Below are 18555 nucleotides of genomic sequence, written 5' to 3'. Positions count from 1 at the left end.
CGCATCAGGAGCTTTGTTTATGAATCAGATCAAATACGCCGCTCTGGCGGCTGCAGTGACGTTGGGCCTGACGGTAGCCGGGCCGGTACAGGCGGCGGTGCCCAAAGACATGCTGGTGATTGGCAAAGCGGCCGATCCGCAAACGCTGGATCCGGCGGTGACTATCGATAACAACGACTGGACGGTGACTTACCCGGCCTATCAGCGACTGGTGCAGTACAAGACCGAAGGCGGAAAAGGTTCGACCCAGGTGGAGGGTGAGCTGGCCGACAGCTGGACCAGTTCAGACGACCAACTGGTCTGGACCTTTAAGCTAAAACCCGGCAACAAGTTTGATGACGGTTCGGACGTGAACGCCGAGGCGGTCAAATGGTCGTTCGAGCGTCTGATGAAGATTGGTCAGGGGCCGTCAGAGGCCTTCCCGAAAGACCTGCAGGTCACGGTGGTGGATCCGCTGACGGTGCGTTTCACTCTGAAAACGCCGTTTGCGCCGTTCCTGTACACCCTGGCCAATGACGGTGCCGGCATTGTTAACCCGGCGATTGCCAAGGCGAATCCGGCGGACGAGGGCAAGGCCTGGCTGGCGAACCATAGTGCCGGCTCTGGGGCGTACAAACTGGATCGCTGGCAGAAGGGACAGCAGTTGGTGTTGGTGCCTAACCCGCATTACAGCGGTGCCAAACCGGCGTTTAAACGCGTCACGGTGAAAATCATCGGCGAAAGCGCCACCCGCCGTCTGCAACTGACCCGAGGCGACCTGGATATTGCCGAATCGCTGCCGATTGACCAGCTCACGGCGCTGAAAAGTGAAAACAAGGTTGCGGTCAACGAGTACCCGTCGCTACGGGTGACCTATTTGTACCTTAATAACGGCAAAGCCCCGCTTAACCAGGTGGATCTGCGTCGCGCCATTTCTTACGCCGTGGATTATCAGGGCATGGTGAAGGGCATTCTCGGGGGCAACGGCAAACAGATGCGCGGCCCGATCCCGGAGGGCATGTGGGGCTATGACGCCAATGCCCAGCAGTACAGTCAGGATGCGGACAAGGCCAAGGCAGCATTGGCGGCGGTGAAAGACAAACCCGCTTCGCTGAACTTCCTGTATTCGATCAGTGACCCTAACTGGGAGGCGATTGCGCTGTCGGTACAGGCCAGCCTGGCGACGGTCGGCCTCAACGTCAAACTGGAGAAGCTGGCCAACGCCACCATGCGGGATCGCATCGGTCAGGGCAATTACGATATCGCCATCGGCAACTGGAGCCCGGATTTCGCCGACCCCTATATGTTCATGAACTACTGGTTTGAATCCGACAAGAAAGGGCTGCCGGGCAACCGGTCGTTCTACAGCGATCCGCAGGTGGATGCCCTGTTGAAGAAAGCGGTATCGGTGTCCGATCAGCAGGTTCGCACCGCGGATTATCAGGCGGCGCAGAAGATCGTCATCGACCAGGCGGCCTACGTCTATCTGTTCCAGAAAAATTATCAGGTGGCGATGAACAAAGAGGTGAAGGGCTTTGTGTATAACCCGATGCTGGAGCAGGTGTTCAACGTTGGGCAGATGAGCAAGTAATTTTTTTCGGGCAGCCGTTTGGCTGCCCCTGCACCATGGGAAACCGCTATGAACGTTTGGAGCCTTATCCGTCAGCGCTGCTGGGGGTTGGTGCTGGTGATGTTCGGGGTGTGCGTGATCACCTTTACCATCTCGCACCTGATCCCCGGCGATCCGGCGCGCTTGCTGGCCGGTGACCGCGCCAGCGAGGAAATCGTCCAGCATATTCGCCAACAGCTGGGGCTGGACCAGCCGCTGTATGTGCAATTTGGCCGCTACGTGCTGGATTTGCTGCATGGCGATTTGGGGACTTCCATTCGCACCGGACGGCCGGTGCTGGAAGATCTGCGCGCCTTCTTTCCCGCCACGCTGGAGCTGGCTTTTTGCGCTTTACTGTTGGCGATCGCGTTTGGCGTCCCGCTTGGGGTGGTGTCGGCAGTGTATCGTAATAAATGGCCCGATCATCTGGTGCGGCTGTTGTCGGTGACCGGCATCTCCACTCCGGCGTTCTGGCTGGGGTTGGGGGTGATTATGCTGTTCTACGGGCAACTGAATCTATTGCCCGGCGGCGGCAGACTGGACGACTGGCTGGATCCTCCCACCCACATCACCGGGTTTTACCTGCTGGACTCCTTGCTGACCGGCAACGGCGAGGCGTTCTGGAACAGCCTGCAACATCTGATCCTGCCGGCGCTGACGTTAGCCTTTGTTCATCTTGGGGTAGTGGCGCGCCAAATCCGCTCGGCGATGCTGGAACAATTGGGAGAAGACTATATCCGCACGGCCCGTGCCAACGGCCTTTCGCACTGGCGAGTGGTGCTTGGGCATGCGTTGCCCAACGCGTTGATCCCCTCGGTGACGGTGTTGGGGCTGGCTTTGGGGGACTTACTCTATGGCGCGGTGCTGACCGAAACGGTCTTCGCCTGGCCGGGCATGGGCGCTTACGTGGTGGATTCCATTCAGGCGCTGGACTTTCCGGCGGTGATGGGGTTTGCCGTGGTGGTCTCTTTTGCCTACGTGATGGTTAATTTGATCGTCGATCTGCTCTACCTGTGGATCGACCCAAGAATGGGGCGCGAGGGATAATGACAATGACTCAAATCGAACAACCGCCGATCGCGGAACCCGTATTGCGCTATCTCAGCCTGCGCCGCGCCTGGTACCGGGTCCGGCGGAGTCCGCTGACGCTGCTGGGTGCCGCCATCATGATAGCCGTGCTGTTCCTGATGCTGTTCTCGCCGTGGCTGGTGCCGCATAACCCGGACGCCATTGACCTAACCGCCCGCTTACTGCCGCCTTCGCCCGAGCACTGGTTCGGTACCGACGAAGTGGGCAGGGACCTGTTCAGCCGAGTCCTGGTTGGCAGCCGTCAATCGGTGGCCGCCGGGCTGGCGGTGGTGGTATTGGCGGGGAGCATTGGCTCGCTGCTCGGCTGTTTCTCCGGCGTGATGGGCGGTACGGTTGATGCGTTAATTATGCGCTGCATGGATATCATGCTGTCGGTGCCGTCGCTGGTGTTGACCATGGCGCTGGCGGCGGCGTTGGGCCCCAGTCTGTTCAACGCCATGTTGGCGATTGCCGTGGTACGCATTCCTTTCTACGTGCGGCTGGCGCGCGGCCAAACGTTAACGCTGCGTCATCAGGCGTATATGCAAGCGGCGCGCACCTTTGGCGCTTCGCGCTGGCATCTGATTGGCTGGCACGTGCTGCGCAATGTGATGCCGCCGTTGGTGGTGCAGGCGTCGCTGGATATCGGTACCGCAATCCTGATGGCGGCTACGCTGGGCTTCATCGGTCTGGGTGCCCAGCAACCGACCGCCGAATGGGGCGCTATGGTGGCGAATGGCCGCAACTATGTGCTCGACCAATGGTGGTATTCGGCCTTTCCCGGCACGGCGATCCTGATCACCGCCACCGGTTTCAACCTGTTCGGCGACGGTCTGCGCGACCTGCTGGATCCTAAAACCCGGGGGCGCTGATGAGGGAAACCACCGTTTTATCAATCGATGAATTGCAGCTGGAGTTTCCGATTTACGGCGGCAGCGTCAAGGCGCTCAATCGCGTTTCGTTGCAGGTCAAGGCGGGCGAAATCGTCGGCGTGGTGGGCGAGTCCGGCTCCGGCAAGTCGGTTACTGCGATGATGACATTACGGCTGTTGGCGGAAGAGGGTTACCGCGTGACCGGCGGTTCGCTGGAGATGCTGGGCACCGACGTGCTTAACGCCAGCGAGCGGCAAATGCGCCAGTTGCGCGGTGCGCGGGTGTCGATGATTTTTCAGGAGCCCATGAGCGCGCTTAATCCAACGCGCAAGATCGGCCGCCAGATGTGCGAGGTGATCCGCCTGCACCAGCGACTTTCCGCCTCGGCGGCTCGCGACAAGGCGATTCAGCTGTTACAGGAAATGCAGATTGCCGATGCACAGCGGGTGATGGAGAGATATCCGTTTGAGCTGTCCGGCGGTATGCGCCAACGGGTGCTGATTGCCATGGCGTTTTCCTGCGAACCGGAACTGATCATCGCTGACGAACCCACCACTGCGCTGGACGTCACGGTCCAGCGTCAGGTGTTGCGTTTGCTACAGCAGAAGGCGCGAGCCAGCGGCACGGCGGTGCTATTTATCACTCACGATATGGCTGTGGTGTCGCAACTGTGCGACCGGGTGTATGTGATGTACGCAGGACACGTGATTGAGAGTGGCGCAACCGCCAATGTGATTGAGCATCCCAGTCATCCGTACTCCATTGGGTTATTGCTGGCGGCGCCGGAGCGTGCCGACCCGCGCAGCCTGCTGCAGGCTATCCCCGGTACGGTGCCCAACCTGAGCGCGTTACCGCCAGGTTGCGCTTTCAGCAACCGTTGCCGCCATGCTGACGCTCAGTGTCGGCATACGCCAAGACTTACGCCATTGGTGGCAGAGCCGAGCCAAAGGGTAGCCTGTTGGCATCCGCAGTCTGTCGATTTGGAGGTGCAAAATGAACGTTGAGGCCCTGCTGGAACTGCGCGACGTGCGATTACGTTTCCCCGCCAGCTATAACTGGCGCGGCAAGCCGCGAGAGTATGTTCATGCGCTCAATGGGTTGGATCTGAACATTATGCGCGGCGAAACCTTGGGCATCGTTGGCGAGTCCGGCTGCGGCAAAAGCACCCTGGCGCAGTTGCTGATGGGGTTGTTGAAGCCCAGCAGCGGCGAGCTGCTGCGGGCGCGCAATGCCGGCTCCTGGTTTGGTAGCGGCATGCAAATGGTGTTTCAGGATCCGCAGTCATCGCTCGATCCGCGCCTGCCGGTATGGCGAATTATCACCGAGCCGGTGTACGTGCAGCAACACAACAGCGTGGCGGAACGACGGGCTCAGGCGGCGGAGTTGGCTCAGCAGGTGGGACTGCGGCCGGAGGCGATTGACCGGTTGCCGCACGAGTTCTCCGGCGGACAGCGACAGCGTATTTCCATTGCACGCGCACTGTCGTCGCAGCCGGACATCATCGTGCTGGACGAACCTACTTCGGCGCTGGATATTTCGGTGCAGGCGCAGATCCTCAATTTACTGGTGGAACTGCAACGCCAGCGCAACCTGACTTATGTGCTGATCTCGCATAACGTCTCGGTGATCCAGCACATGAGCGATCGGGTAGCGGTGATGTATCTGGGGCAGATTGTCGAATTGGGGCCGACCGCACAGGTGTTGCGCCAGCCGCAGCACCCTTACACCCGGTTGCTGCTGGATTCGGTGCCCCGTACCGGCCGTTCACTGAGCGACAGCGCAATTGAAGACCGCAAAGGGGAATTACCGGGCAACCGTCAGTTGCCGCAGGGCTGCTTTTTTCGCGAACGTTGCCCTTACGCCGGCGAGGGGTGCCAGCGACCGCAAAGTTTGAGAGTCAATTTGGGCGGCACGGCGGTGCGTTGCCATAAGGTAGGATGACGGCGATACGCTCAGCGGATAATGCCGCGCGTCGAGCGTGTGAAGAAGTCGAGGAACAGGCGTAGCAATGGGTATTCCACGCTCAGGTGGATAACCTCTTGCCGTACATCCTCCAACGCCATCGACCGGTGATACAGCATGTCGTAGAGAGCGTGAATAACTCGCTGTTGTTGCGGATCGGCGGCCAGAAAAGCCGGCGCTGCCAGATGCAGGCCGTCAGGTTTGGCGCGATGGCCGCCGGCCTGAACAAAGGGCGGCAGATCCTGCACCAGCAGGGCACCGTCGGCAACTTTTGCATGGGCACCGATAATGCAAAATTGGTGTACCGCGCACCGGGCGCCGACCCATGCAGCATCGCCCATCTCAACATGCCCGGCCAGGCCGCTGTGCTCGCCGACGTAAGCACCGTTCCCGATGACGCAGTCGTGGGCAACATGCACATTATCCCGCAGGTGATTGTCGTTACCGATGACGGTGCGCTGGCGCCCCTGTACCGTGCCGCGATGTAGGGTGGCGTAATGGCCTATACGGTTACGATCGCCAATGATTAACGAGGTCGGTTCATCGGCATACTTCAAATCCTGGCCGGCTTCGCCGATCGAAGAAAACGAGCCGAAAACGTTGTCGCGGCCGATACGGGTCAGGCCGTTAATTACCGAGTGCGAGGCAACAGTGGTGCCTTTTCCTATCTCAACCCCGGCGGAGATGACGCAAAAAGGCCCGATACGCACGTGCGCACCGATCATCGCGCCGGGCGCGATCAGGCTGTTGTCTGCAATAAGGGCAGAGGGAGAAATCATCACGTTTCCTGATGGCGGCGCGTGGCTATCCATCAGCCAGGCCAGTCATCGGTTAATTATTAAGCCGGATTCTGGATTAATTGGGGGAAACAGGAACGCGTGGGCAGGAAGTTTGCCTTCCGGTCGGTGTGACAAGGTTTGTCTGCGGCCAGCATAAGCCGGTATTTGCCTCAGACCGCTACCTTATATTTTATTTATTTTGTGAACCTTTGGGTAATAACGGGATGTTACCACCGGCGATTTCAACCCTTTGCTCTGCAGGGCTGAAAATGGTCAGGCTGACAACGGTCAATTCCGTCGCCAGCGAATGCCATAACTCAGGGCAGTGGCCAATCGGTAGGGGTGTTACTGACGACCTCGACATACATGTCCCAGGCGTGGGACCAGAATTGCGTAAAGCCTTCCTGACTGAAGCTAATGCCCATCAGGCCCATCACGAACCAGCAGGTGGTGAACAACCCGAGGCTGCTGAACATAAATGCCATGCCGTTGCGGCTGGTCTTACGGCAAACGACGTTTAGCTGGCTGGCCATAAACATCATAACGGCGCTAAGTAACTCCCAGCGCATCATAATAAAACCTGTGGCAATGGCACTCATCGAACGGGATCCTTGGTGATAAAGCTGCTCCCGGCGAGCGGCCGGAAGGTCAGGGCAATGGGTGAAATAGTGTGATCTGCGTCACATTGTAGCACTGGGGGAAATCGCTGCTCAATCCCTGAGCGGGAGAAAAATCGGCATTTGGTAACATTCCAACATGCTGAAACATTTATGCCATTTCATTAGCAACCTTTTAATGGGGAGCGCAAACCAATAACGCTATGCTTGCCGACTTTTCACTGCCCTGATTTATCTTGGGAAAATGTGACGTCTGACAGGTAACTCGCCACGTATGGCCCTATTAAAAGATAAAATTCGCGACCATTCCGCCGAAGAAATGTTGTTTATACGCCGCGCCGGCGTGGCAATGGTGTTGGTTGTCGCCTGTTTTGGCGTGTTGATCCTCAACCTGTACCGCCTGCAGGTAAAACAGCATGCGTTCTACCAGACGCGATCCAATCAAAACGACATCAAGATGGTGCCGATTGCCCCCAGTCGCGGGCTGATTTTCGACCGCAACGGCATTCCGCTGGTGCGTAACATTACGCTGTATCAGATCCAGATTATCCCCAGCAAAATCGACAATATGACCGCGCTGCTGCAGGCGCTGACGCCGATTGTCGATCTGACCTCCGAAGACATCGCCGCTTTTCGCGATGACATGCACCACAATGGCCGCTACAAGCCGGTTACCTTGAAAAGCGGGCTGACGGAAACCGAGGTGGCGCGCTTCGCGGTCAATCAATACCGTTTTGACGGGGTGACGATTGACACCTATCAGCAGCGGGAATATCCCTACGGTGCCGAACTGGCCCACGTGGTGGGTTACGTGTCGAAAATCAACGATGGCGATTTGAAGCGGCTGGACAAGGCGGGCCTCAGCGAGAACTATGCCGCCGACCACAATATCGGCAAGCAGGGCATCGAGGCTTATTATGAGTCAGAGTTGCATGGCACCACCGGTTATCAGGAAGTCGAAGTGGATAACCACGGTCGCGTGATACGCCTGCTGAAAGAACAACCGCCACAGGCGGGCAAAAACATTTACCTGACGCTCGATCTGCCGCTGCAGCAATATATCGAATCGGTGCTTAAAGGGCAGCGGGCGGCAGTGGTGGTGGAAGACCCGCGCGACGGTGGCATTTTGGCCATGGTCTCCAGCCCCAGTTACGATCCCAACCCTTTTGTGAAGGGCATCAGCTACCCCGCGTATAAAGCTCTGCTGAGCAACCCCGATTTGCCGCTGATTAACCGCGTCACGCAAGGGCTCTACCCACCGGCATCCACGGTTAAGCCTTACATGGCCACGTCCGCGCTGTTTGCCGGAGTGATCACCCCCAACACCACCTTCTTTGGCGCGCCGACCTGGACCTTACCGGGCACCCAGCGCCGTTATCGTGACTGGCTTAAAACCGGGCATGGCATGCTGAACGTGACCAAGGCGATAGAGGAGTCCGCCGATACCTTCTTTTATCAGGTGGCGTTTGAAATGGGCATTGACCGTATTCACAGCTGGCTAAGCCAGTTTGGTTATGGTCAGGCGACCGGGATTGACCTTAACGAAGAGTATCGCGGCGTGCTGCCAAGCCGCGAATGGAAACAGCGGGTGCATAAAAAAGCCTGGTATCAGGGGGACACCATCTCGGTAGGCATCGGCCAGGGATATTGGGTGGCTACGCCGATCCAGATGGTGAAGGCGTTAACGACGCTGATCAACAACGGCAAGGTGAAAACGCCCCATTTGTTGTATTCCATGCGGCAGGGCAACCTGGTGAGTCGCTACCAGCCACCGGTAGAGAGTGCACAGATTGGTGATGCCAAATCGCCGTACTGGGGCATCGTTCGCAATGGCATGTACGGCATGGCCAATCTGCCAAACGGCACCGGTTATAAGCTGTTCCATACTGCGCCGTATCAGATTGCCGCCAAGTCCGGGACTTCACAGGTGTTTGGTCTGAAAGAGAATCAGACTTATAACGCCAAAATGATCCCGGTACGGCTGCGTGACCATATTTTCTATACGTTGTTCGCGCCTTATAAAAATCCGCGGGTGGCGATGGCATTAATTCTGGAAAACGGCGGCGGTGACGGTGTGGTCGCAGGGCCGACGGCGCGGGCGATCCTCGACCATATTTTTGACCCGGCCAACGCCCCGCAGCCTGAGGATAACCAGAAAGTTAAACCGGAGTTAAACGACAGCGCGGATGTGCAACAGTAAACGCGTTTGTTTTTACTTTCTTACAAACTGCAATCTTCTAACTATTTCTATCAGGGTAGACTGAAATAATCACATAACTTTAATAAAAACGCAGGGTTAACAGTGGCGCCATTAACAAAAAAAAGCGGTAAAAATTATTCGACCCTTCGCTTTGGTTGGATTTGCGGCGGGATCCTGGTTTGCTTTTTCCTGCTGGCCTTTCGGGTCGGCTATTTGCAGTTGCTGGAGCATCAGCAGTTGGCGGATCAGGCCGATCAGCGTTCGATTCGCACCCAGGTGCTGCCCACCAACCGGGGGATGATCACCGACCGTAACGGCGAGGCCTTGGCCGTCAGCGTGTCATCGAAAGATATTGTGTTGGATCCCAAGCATATTCTCGACACCCATACCGATATCGGCAATGAACGCTGGCAGAGCCTGGCCAACGTGCTGAAAATGCCGCTAACCGAGGTGCAAAAGCTGATCCAGGCTAATGCCCACAAGCGTTTTGTCTATCTGGCGCGCAAAGTCGAAGATGATAATGCCGATTACATCAGCAAGCTGCGTTTGACCGGCGTCAGTACCCTGCAGGACTTCAGCCGTTTCTACCCGATGAGCCAGGATGCCGCCGGGCTCATCGGCATTGTCGGGCAGGACAATCAGGGTCTTGAAGGTATCGAGTTGGGCTTTAACCACCTGCTGCAAGGCAAGAATGGCCTGCGGGTTTACCAGAAGGACGGCAGCGGGGCGGTGATTGGCGTGATCAAGAACGTCGATCCCGTGCCGCCGCCGAATGTCACGCTGAGTATTGATAAATTCATCCAGTACGTGCTGTACGCGCAAATTCGCGACGGCGTGGTGGCAAACCAGGCCGATTCCGGCTGTGCGGTGCTGGTAAAAGTGAATACCGGTGAAGTGCTGGGGATGGCCAGCTACCCGTCATTCAACCCGAACAACTACGCCAATACCCCGGCCAAAGATATCCGCAACGTGTGCAGCAGCGACAGTTTCGAACCGGGTTCTACCGTGAAGCCGGTGGTGGTGATGGTCGGGCTGGAACACCGGTTGATTAAGCCGGATACCGTACTGGACACCACGCCTTACCGGGTCAATGGTCATTTGATCAAGGACGTAGGCCACTGGTCGAAATTGACCATTACCGGCGTGCTGCAAAAATCCAGCGACATCGCCGTTTCACATATTGCGCTGGCGCTGCCCGCCACCGTACTGCCTGCGGTTTACAAGAGCTTTGGCTTGGGCAGACCGACCGACCTGGGCATCGGCAACGAAAGCAGCGGTTATTTGCCGCAGCACCGCGAACGCTGGGCTGATATCGAACGCGCAACCTTCTCGTTTGGTTATGGTTTGCGTGTGACCCCGTTACAGATGGCGCGTGAATACGCGGCTATCGGCTCCTATGGCGTTTATCGGCCATTGTCGATCACCCGAGTGACGCCACCGGTGATGGGGCAGCGCATTCTGCCGGAAGATACGGTAAAAACCGTGGTGCATATGATGGAAAGCGATGCCTTACCGGGGGGCAGCGGGGTCAGCGCTGCGGTACCAGGTTACCGTTTGGCGATTAAAACCGGTACCGCAGAGAAAATGGGCACCAACGGCAAATACGACGGTGGTTACATTAACTACACCGCCGGCGTGGCGCCCGCCAGCGATCCGCAGGTGGCGCTGGTGGTGATGGTCAACAACCCGAAAGCAGGCAAGCACTTCGGTGGTTCGGTGGCTGGCCCGGTGTTCGGCAAGATCATGGCGCAGGTATTGGAACATATGAATATCTTGCCTGATGCCCAGCCGTTGAACGTCGTTTCGCAGGTTAAAGGCTAACCTGATGTTCCCCCTCTGTGGAGGGGGAACCAGTCACTTTTTCAACGTCGCAAGGTGGGCCTGTGCCCATTCGACATCACGAGTGAAGTTAAGATAAATCTGGCGGTTTTATTAAAAAGGGGAATATTTTTTAAGCGTCGATACTTTGTATGGGCGGGAATATTTATAGATAAGACAATCTGATTAATTCTATAAAATAAAAAGAATCTGACGCACCAATGCGTGGCGAATAAAATAAATTCGGCCGGGTATTTTCAATTGAAAACAACCCGGCCTAAAAATATTAACGGCTGGTTTGGTGGCCGATGATACCGCCCAGCGCTGCGCCGCCCAAGGTACCCAGCGTACTGCCGTCGGTCAATACTGCGCCACCCAGGGCGCCAACGCCGGCACCGATAGCGGTGTTGCGATCGCGGTGAGACATATTCCCACATGCGGTGACAGAAAGTGTTGCCATGATGATAACCATCACGCCTGCGGCACGTTTAAGGTTCATAAGAGTTTCCTGATAAATTGCCTAATTAACAGACAAAGAAAGCACTGATTAATCGGCCGGTAGAAGTTGAGATGAATGTATTCTGCCGAAAGAAAATAGAACAGGTAAATATTCTTAATTTTGTGCCATCGGATTTTATTTAATCGCCATTTTACTTTTGGGTGATGATTAAATCGCCAGCCTGTTATCTCTTGGGGCAGGTTGGATAATCCTTAAAACGCGTTAAAAATCCTAAGGCCCAGGGTTATGGGCTATGACGCGTTCCGGCCTGCATTGGCGTACGGATACCGCTGGGTGTTGGCGCCACTGCTTCTGGTGCTGGTTGTCCCTGACAGAGAGCATTTTTTTGCATTGCGGTAATGCAACTGTGTAAGTTACATTAGCGACATTGAGTTGTGATCTGCATCACAGATTGAAATCAAGCAAAAATAACCTTAAGAAATTCCAGGGAAATTTTCCTTTCTGGGCAGGCTTTTTGCTGCTTAAAAACCAGGAGACAACGATGTTAGAAATACTAGAGAGTTTGGCCACCGTGGTGATCATGGTGCCGGTAATGATTGCCTTGTTGCTTGGCTCGATTTATGGCTTGGGTGAGCTGTTTAATCTGTTTTCTGCCGTTGGCGGGAAAAAGAGCTGACGCTGAAATAATGTTCGAGGGGCGCAATGCCCCCCGATGCAGGCTTAAAGTACCGTTGCCAGGAAATCCCGCGTTCTTTGATGTACCGGCTCATCCAGCACCTGTTTTGCCGTCCCCGTTTCTACCACTTTTCCTTGATCCATAAAGATGATTTGGTCCGCCACTTCGCGGGCAAAACCGATTTCATGCGTCACCACCACCATGGTCATGCCAGAGTGCGCCAGGCCTTTCATCACCTGCAGCACTTCGCCAACCAATTCGGGATCGAGCGCAGAAGTGGGCTCATCGAACAGTAGTACCTCTGGCGTCATCGCCAGGGCGCGGGCGATCGCCACTCGCTGTTGCTGTCCACCAGAAAGCTCGCGTGGCCAGGCGTGAATGCGATGTTCCAGCCCGACGCGGGCCAGCAGCGCTTTTGCCCGTTCCACCACCAGACTTTTCTTTTCCTTTTTGACCAGCAGCGGAGCTTCAGTGACGTTCTCCAGCACTGTGCGGTGCGGGAATAAATTGAACTGTTGGAACACCATACCGATGCTTTTACGCTGTTCGGCCACTTCGCGTTCCTTCAGTTCATACAGCTGGTTGCCTTTTTGACGGTAACCGATGAGTTGCTCGCCCACCCGAATGGTTCCACCGTCGAGTTTTTCCAGGTGATTGATGCAGCGCAGCAAGGTCGACTTCCCCGAACCGGAAGGGCCGAGGATCACCGTTACCGAGCCTGCCGGGATCTGCAGGCTGATATTTTTCAACACTTCGGTGCCGGAAAATGACTTGCGCACCTGGTTGATCTGAATGGCGGCGCTCATGATTGTGCCTCCTGTGACGGACTGGATGCGGCTTTGCGGGGACGGAACAGCCAGTTGCTGCGCACCGCTTGGCTACCTCGACCAAAATAGCGCTCAACATAGTACTGGCCGATCGACAAAATCGAGGTCATCACCAGATACCACAACGTGGCGACCAACAGCAGCGGGATCACCTCGTAGGTGCGCTGATAGATGATCTGCGCCGAATAGAGCACGTCCTGCAGGGCGATCACTGAAACCACCGCAGTGGTTTTAAGCTGCCCGATCACCTCATTGCCGGCAGGGGGCAAAATGGTCCGCATGGCCTGCGGTAAAACTACGCGCCACAGGATTTGTCCACGGCGATACCCCAAGGCCTTGGCGGCCTCCAGCTGGCCACTGCCGACGCTTTGGATACCGGCGCGTACAATCTCCGCCGCATAAGCCGACTGATGCATCACCAGGGCGATCACCGCCGCGCTGAAGGTACTGATGATGGTGTTGGTCGGGGCGCTGGCCACTTCACCCAGGAAGGGGATCCACAGACTGATGCGCGGGTAGAGTGCGGCGATGTTGTACCACAGGAAAAGCTGCACCAGCATCGGCACCGCGCGGAAGAACCAGGTATAAAACCAGCTCACCGCCACCAGCACCGGGTTGGCCGACAGACGCATCAACGCCAGCAGCACGCCCCCGGCGAAGCCGAAGATCACCGAAATCACGGTGAGCTTCAGCGTCATGATCACGCCATTGATAATCGACGCTTCGGTAAAGTTTTCAGCCACCACCGCCCATTCGAAGCGCGGGTTATGCAGCATCGAATTGGCGATAATGCCGACGATCAGCAGCACCAACAGGGCGCTGAACCAGCGCCCATAATGCCGATGACCGACGATGCGCAGTTCGGCATCACCGGTCGCTTGTGGCCCATTCATTTTGCAATCTCTTCATTGATGCCAGCGGTTTTCACCGCGCCGAAGCCGATATCCCAACCGTCGAGGATTTTCTGGTAGCTGCCGTCGGCAATCAGCGAGTTAAGCGCCGCCTGCACCGGTTTCACCAGGTCGGAACCTTTCGGCAAGGCGATGGCGACCGTGGTGCCTTCAATGTTGATGTCGCCTGCCAGCGCCAGCGGTTTAACATGGGTAGCCTGATAACGCAGGCCTTCATACGGACCAAAGAACATCGGCACGCGTCCGCTGATTACGGCCTGAACACCGGCTGGACGATCGGGGAAAATCGGAATGGTGATCGCCGGTTTTCCGCCGCTGACGCAGCTGTCGCTGGCCTGCTGCAAGCGGGTGATTTGTGAAGTGCCCGCCCCGGCGCCGACGGTTTGTCCACAAAGCTGCGCCAGCTCGGTGTAAGGGCCGAGGGCGGCATCTTTACGGGCGATCAGCGCCAGCTTGGACGCGTTGTAATAGCCGACAAAATCGACCTGTTGGAAGCGCTTCTTGTTGGCGTCGATATTGGCCAGGGCAACGTCATAACGGCCGGATTTCAGGCCGGGGATGATATTGTCGAAGCCGCCGGTATCCTTCCAGTGGATTGCCACGCCGAGGCGATCGGCGATGGCGCTCATCACGTCGATTTCACGCCCGGCCAGCGTTTTGTTGTCCGCTTCATAGAAGGTGGTCGGGGGCGTATTGGGGTTGGTGCCCGCCACGATGTAACCGGCTTTTTTTATTGCTTCCGGCAGGCTGTCGTGCAGTGCGGGATCGGCGCTGGCTTTTACCGCGGCGCGGAAGGGCACATCGCCTTCAGCGGCATAACCGACGGCCAGCGGAGCCAAGGTAGCGCCAGCCAGCAGCAGGGAGAGTACGGTGCGTTTGAGGTTGGTTTTCATCATGTTCCCCTGCGAATTAAGCCGATTTTACGTTAGCGAAGTTGATTGCCGGTTGCGGCAGGCCCAGGTTTTCACGCAGGGTTGAATACTGATATTCCTCGCGGAACAGGCCGCGACGGCGTAGCTCCGGGATCACCAGTTCGACGAACAGTTCCAACTGATTCGGCAATACCGCAGGCATGATGTTAAAGCCGTCGGCACCTTGCTGTTCCAGCCACAGCTGGAAGTCATCGGCGATCTCTTCGGCGGTTCCCACCACCACGCGATGCCCGCGCGAACCGGCAGCAACCGCCGCCAGTTCACGCAGCGTCAGGTTTTCGCGTGCCGCCAGATCGGTCAGCAGCTTCACCCGGCTTTGGCCGCCTTCGGTCGCGCCGACGTCCGGTACCGGGCCATCGAGCGGGAAGCCGCTAAGATCGAAGCCGAAGCGGGCGGAAAGCTTTTCGATGCCGTTATCGATATCCACCAGTTGATTGAGCTGATACCAGGTTTCCTGCGCCTCGGCTTTGGTGCGTCCCACGATCGGCATCACGCCCGGCAGGATCAGCAGGTGATCCGGGTTGCGGCCGGCATCGGCGACAAATTTCTTCTGGCTGCGATAGAAGGCCTGGCCTTCTTCCAGCGTGGCGGCGGCGGTAAACACCACCTCGGCGGTTTCTGCGGCCAGCTGTTGTCCGGCCGGCGAAGAACCGGCTTCGATGATCACCGGGCGCCCCTGTGGCGAACGGGCAATGTTCAGCGGGCCTTGCACCGAGAAGTGCTTGCCTTGGTGGTTGGCCGCGTGGATTTTCTCGTCAATGGCATACACGCCACTTTGCTTGTCACGTACGATAGCCCCTTCCTCCCAGCCGTCCCACAGCTTGTAGCTGGCTTCGAGAAACTCTCGTGCCACTTCATAACGCTCGGCGTGCGAAGGCAGATCGTCACGGCTGAAGTTACGTGCCGCGTCACTGGAGAATGACGTCACCACGTTCCAGGCGGCGCGGCCGTGGCTGATGTGATCGATAGAGGCCATGGCGCGCGCCAGGTGGAAAGGCTGGTCGAAAGTGGTGGAGGCGGTGGCCGCCAGGCCGATGTGTCGAGTTCTGACCGCCAGCGCCGCCAGCAGCGTCAGCGGCTCCAGGCGGGACAGGGTGGAAGGCAGACGGTGCACGCTGGTCGCCAGCGCATCGCCGACGAAGAACATATCAAAGGTGCCTTCTTCGGCCTTTTGGGCGATCCAGGTGAACCAGTCAATGTCCGTAGGCGAGCCGCTGGCCCCTTCGGCACGCCAGCCGCCGACGTGATGGCCCAGAGCCTGAACAAACAGGCCGAGACGTAATTGACGCGATGGTGTTGAAGGTGAAGTACTCATAATTATTCCTATATTTATTATTGGTTTAATAATTCGATTAAACGGCTCAGCGCGGCGGGCTGCGTTAGCGCGCAGTCCTCGATCACGCGGTCACCGTTCAAATGCGGCAGCAATAGCAGGATGCTGCGCAGTTTCGCACCGACGTCGGTCTGTCGGGCGGCGGTTTGCTTTCTTGTGACGATGTCACTTAATTGACGGCCGTCGTGCAGCGTTAGCGTGACGCGGTGGAAGCGTAACTCCGCATCCAGCTCGTCTGGCGGTGCCGTCAGGTCGGCATGGCGTTCAACCCGTGCCGCCAGGGCTGAAATATTTGGGTCAACGGGGGCCTCACCGTAGTGCATTAGCGGCACGCTGCCGCTGTACAACGCATCGGCGATGACGTATTCCAGGCTAAAACGCGCCTCAACGCCGTTTGACGGGCGGCGAATATAGGGAGCGGTATCGGCACCGGGTGGAAAACTGACCTGGATCTTGGCGATGGCAGCGGAAATATCCTCGACGGCAATGCCTTGTTCGAGCAGGCGTTCGCGCAGGATAAATGCGGCCTCCGCAGCGCTGTGGGTACCGCCGCAGGTGGGATAGCGTTTAAATTCCAGCCCCGGTTGCAGGATACGCCACGGCGCCCCCCAATCGGCCGTCAACAATTCGGGCCGCTGCCGTCCGTCGCCATGCGAGCTCAACAGGCTGTCTATCACGCCTTCCGGCTGCCCGGCAAAACCCAGCTGCGCCAGCAGCACGGCATTGACTGCCGCCCGAGCGGCGATCCCTGCGTGCAACGGCTTGGCGGCTGACCCGAACTGACTGCGCAGCCCAGCTGCCTGGGTGGCCGCCAGCCCAAGGGCGATCTGCGTTTGGTGCAGCGTGAGGTGTAAATAGCGTGCTGCCGCCGCAGTGGCGGCAACGGCGCCAAGGGTGGCAGTGCTGTGAAATCCCAACTGATAGTGCTGAGTACCGGCAGCCAGCCCCAGTCGCCCGGCTGCCTCTACGCCAATGACATAGGCGGCCAGTAGCGCGTCAACGTCGGGGTTATCGTCGGTCAATGCCAGCAGCGCAGAGAGCACCACCGTGCTGGGGTGCCCGCGCAGCGCGGGGTGATAATCGTCAAAATCCAGCGAATGGCTGATATAGCCGAAATAGAGCGCACGGTTCTCGGCACTGGCAGGCGGGAACACTTTTTTTACCGCTGCCAGGCCGCTGTCGGTGAGTACGCCCTGGGCGATCGGCAACGCGCAGGCAAAATAATCTATCAGCCCCAGGCGGGCGGCCGACAGGGCTGATGCTTCGGGCCGGCTATCCAGCACCAAATGGGCAAATTGAGCGGTTATGAGCGATGACAAGATATAAAACCTGATTTTTTATGCGGTTATGCGCCGGCCTGCGATTCAGATTTCATTGTGTGGCGATTTCATTAGCCCCGAAAGAACGAACGGAAATTTCATATTTCAAAATGGAATATGGTAGATGCCGATCCCGGCAATAAAGCTGGCTCAATACCGCGGGGCATCTGGCTTAGTCATTTTAAGGCAAAGCAAAGTCGCCATTTGGCTTAAGAAAAAAGGGCGCTAAAGCGGGAAAAGTTGTTCACTCAGCAGATCGATAAACACCCGCAGTCGGGGCGTCAGGTGCTTGCTGGAGGGCCAGAGAATTTTAAAGCTGCCAGTGTGCCGGCAATGCGCACCGAGCAGTTGCTGAAGGCGTTGCTCAGCCAGCGACTGCTTTACCGCAAAGTCGGGCAGGCAGGCAATGCCCTGGCCCTGTTCTGCCAAATAGATCAGCGTATCGACGCTGTTGCACACTGCGCTTGCATGCAGACCGTCGCCGAGCATTTTATCCCAGTCCATTACCGGCCAGGCTTCGACTTTGCCGGTGGTGGGGAATTTGTACAGCAAGCAGGCGTGCTGACGCAGATCGTCCGGGCATTGTGGTGTGCCGGCCTGACGCAAATAGGCGGGCGAAGCGACCAGTTGCAGATGAAAACTGCCCAGTAGGCGGCTCATTAATCTTGAGTCTTCCGTTTCCCCAACGCGGATCACCGCGTCGAATCCTTCCTCGATTACCTCAACACGACGGTCGGAAAAGTCCAGTTCAAGTTCAATTTCGGGATATCGACGAATAAACGTCGCCAGCACCGGGTTGAGCAGTCCGCCGACCAGGGGCAAGCTGACGCGAAGTTTGCCACGCGGGGCGCTGCGAGTGTCGCTGAGTTCCTGTTCCGCCGCTGCCATTTCTCCGAGTATCCGCTGGCAACGCTGCAAGAAAAGCCGACCTTCGGCCGTCAAAGTCATGCTGCGGGTACTGCGATGGAACAATCGCACGCCCAGACGGGCCTCCAATCGGGCAACGCTTTTACCGATTGCCGAAGCGGATACGCCCAACAGGCGTCCGGCCTCGACAAAACTGAGCGCTTCTGCCGCCTGAACGAAGGCGGAGACCCCGGCCAGATTATCCATCTCGTGCCCCTTATTGCGGACGTTAATGTCCGTTATGAAGGGAAATCTAGCCTGTTTTTCTTCTTTTCGCCACAACCTAT

Annotated in this window: 17 protein-coding genes; 8 read left to right on the top strand and 9 right to left on the bottom strand. The window is 57.4% G+C overall.

Going from position 1 to position 18555, the window contains the following annotated elements:
- Positions 1-19: 19 nt before the first annotated feature.
- From M2407_RS17800 to M2407_RS17780, 5 genes are read left to right on the top strand one after another with little or no spacing between them, the layout of a single operon-like run.
- Complete coding sequence (locus M2407_RS17800) at positions 20-1570, top strand: ABC transporter substrate-binding protein (RefSeq protein WP_115058858.1); 1551 nt, start codon at positions 20-22, stop codon at positions 1568-1570.
- Positions 1571-1618: 48 nt separating this feature from the next.
- On the top strand, positions 1619-2635 hold the full coding sequence (locus tag M2407_RS17795; protein WP_259218770.1) for an ABC transporter permease: 1017 nt from the start codon (positions 1619-1621) through the stop codon (positions 2633-2635).
- Positions 2636-2640: 5 nt separating this feature from the next.
- Positions 2641-3528 (top strand): D,D-dipeptide ABC transporter permease, encoded by an 888-nt coding sequence (ddpC, locus tag M2407_RS17790; RefSeq protein ID WP_020826826.1) that lies wholly within the window; start codon positions 2641-2643, stop codon positions 3526-3528.
- The gene (locus M2407_RS17785; RefSeq protein WP_259218768.1) at positions 3528-4532 is read left to right on the top strand and encodes an ABC transporter ATP-binding protein; all 1005 of its coding nucleotides are present in this window, start codon (positions 3528-3530) and stop codon (positions 4530-4532) included. Before ddpC ends, M2407_RS17785 begins: the two co-directional genes overlap by 1 nt.
- Complete coding sequence (locus tag M2407_RS17780; RefSeq protein ID WP_020826828.1) at positions 4522-5469, top strand: ABC transporter ATP-binding protein; 948 nt, start codon at positions 4522-4524, stop codon at positions 5467-5469. Before M2407_RS17785 ends, M2407_RS17780 begins: the two co-directional genes overlap by 11 nt.
- A gap of 11 nt (positions 5470-5480) precedes the next feature.
- Here the strand turns inward: M2407_RS17780 and lpxA are convergent, their stop codons facing one another.
- On the bottom strand, positions 5481-6269 hold the full coding sequence (gene lpxA / locus M2407_RS17775) for an acyl-ACP--UDP-N-acetylglucosamine O-acyltransferase (RefSeq protein WP_122079283.1): 789 nt from the start codon (positions 6267-6269) through the stop codon (positions 5481-5483).
- 317 nt (positions 6270-6586) lie between these two features.
- Positions 6587-6868: a YjcB family protein gene (locus tag M2407_RS17770; RefSeq protein ID WP_020826830.1), complete on the bottom strand. Its 282-nt coding sequence runs from the start codon at positions 6866-6868 to the stop codon at positions 6587-6589.
- A 292-nt stretch (positions 6869-7160) separates the two neighbouring features.
- Between M2407_RS17770 and mrdA the strand changes: the two genes are divergently transcribed.
- Together mrdA and M2407_RS17760 are read left to right on the top strand one after the other, a co-directional pair.
- Complete coding sequence (mrdA, locus tag M2407_RS17765; protein WP_259218765.1) at positions 7161-9086, top strand: penicillin-binding protein 2; 1926 nt, start codon at positions 7161-7163, stop codon at positions 9084-9086.
- Positions 9087-9188: 102 nt separating this feature from the next.
- Positions 9189-10907 (top strand): penicillin-binding transpeptidase domain-containing protein, encoded by a 1719-nt coding sequence (locus tag M2407_RS17760; RefSeq protein WP_046373588.1) that lies wholly within the window; start codon positions 9189-9191, stop codon positions 10905-10907.
- Positions 10908-11190: 283 nt separating this feature from the next.
- Here M2407_RS17760 and osmB read toward each other — a convergent pair whose 3' ends face one another.
- Positions 11191-11403, bottom strand: coding sequence for an osmotically-inducible lipoprotein OsmB (gene osmB, locus M2407_RS17755; RefSeq protein WP_020826833.1), 213 nt, complete (start codon positions 11401-11403; stop codon positions 11191-11193).
- A 502-nt stretch (positions 11404-11905) separates the two neighbouring features.
- Between osmB and M2407_RS17750 the strand changes: the two genes are divergently transcribed.
- On the top strand, positions 11906-12040 hold the full coding sequence (locus M2407_RS17750) for an AcrZ family multidrug efflux pump-associated protein (protein ID WP_020826834.1): 135 nt from the start codon (positions 11906-11908) through the stop codon (positions 12038-12040).
- 44 nt (positions 12041-12084) lie between these two features.
- Here the strand turns inward: M2407_RS17750 and M2407_RS17745 are convergent, their stop codons facing one another.
- From M2407_RS17745 to M2407_RS17720, 6 genes are all read right to left on the bottom strand, one after another.
- On the bottom strand, positions 12085-12846 hold the full coding sequence (locus M2407_RS17745) for an amino acid ABC transporter ATP-binding protein (RefSeq protein ID WP_020826835.1): 762 nt from the start codon (positions 12844-12846) through the stop codon (positions 12085-12087).
- A complete protein-coding gene (locus M2407_RS17740; protein ID WP_020826836.1) occupies positions 12843-13760 on the bottom strand; it encodes an amino acid ABC transporter permease in 918 nt (305 codons plus the stop codon). Before M2407_RS17740 ends, M2407_RS17745 begins: the two co-directional genes overlap by 4 nt.
- Positions 13757-14671, bottom strand: coding sequence for an ABC transporter substrate-binding protein (locus tag M2407_RS17735; RefSeq protein WP_048758998.1), 915 nt, complete (start codon positions 14669-14671; stop codon positions 13757-13759). The genes M2407_RS17740 and M2407_RS17735 overlap by 4 nt, the downstream gene beginning before the upstream one ends.
- 16 nt (positions 14672-14687) lie before the next feature.
- Positions 14688-16025: an LLM class flavin-dependent oxidoreductase gene (locus M2407_RS17730; protein WP_259218761.1), complete on the bottom strand. Its 1338-nt coding sequence runs from the start codon at positions 16023-16025 to the stop codon at positions 14688-14690.
- Positions 16026-16042: 17 nt separating this feature from the next.
- Positions 16043-17362, bottom strand: a complete 1320-nt coding sequence (locus tag M2407_RS17725; RefSeq protein ID WP_116690502.1) for an MmgE/PrpD family protein — start codon at positions 17360-17362, stop codon at positions 16043-16045.
- A 225-nt stretch (positions 17363-17587) separates the two neighbouring features.
- Positions 17588-18475 carry a LysR family transcriptional regulator gene (locus M2407_RS17720; protein WP_259218760.1) on the bottom strand — a complete coding sequence of 296 codons (888 nt, stop codon included), beginning with the start codon at positions 18473-18475 and terminating at the stop codon, positions 17588-17590.
- Positions 18476-18555: the final 80 nt, after the last annotated feature.

The sequence above is a fragment of the Serratia sp. BIGb0234 genome, from assembly GCF_024809915.1.
Taxonomy (GTDB): Bacteria; Pseudomonadota; Gammaproteobacteria; order Enterobacterales; family Enterobacteriaceae; genus Serratia; species Serratia liquefaciens.
Note: the sequence above shows the minus strand (reverse complement) of the source record. Positions and strands in the feature narration are given on the sequence as shown.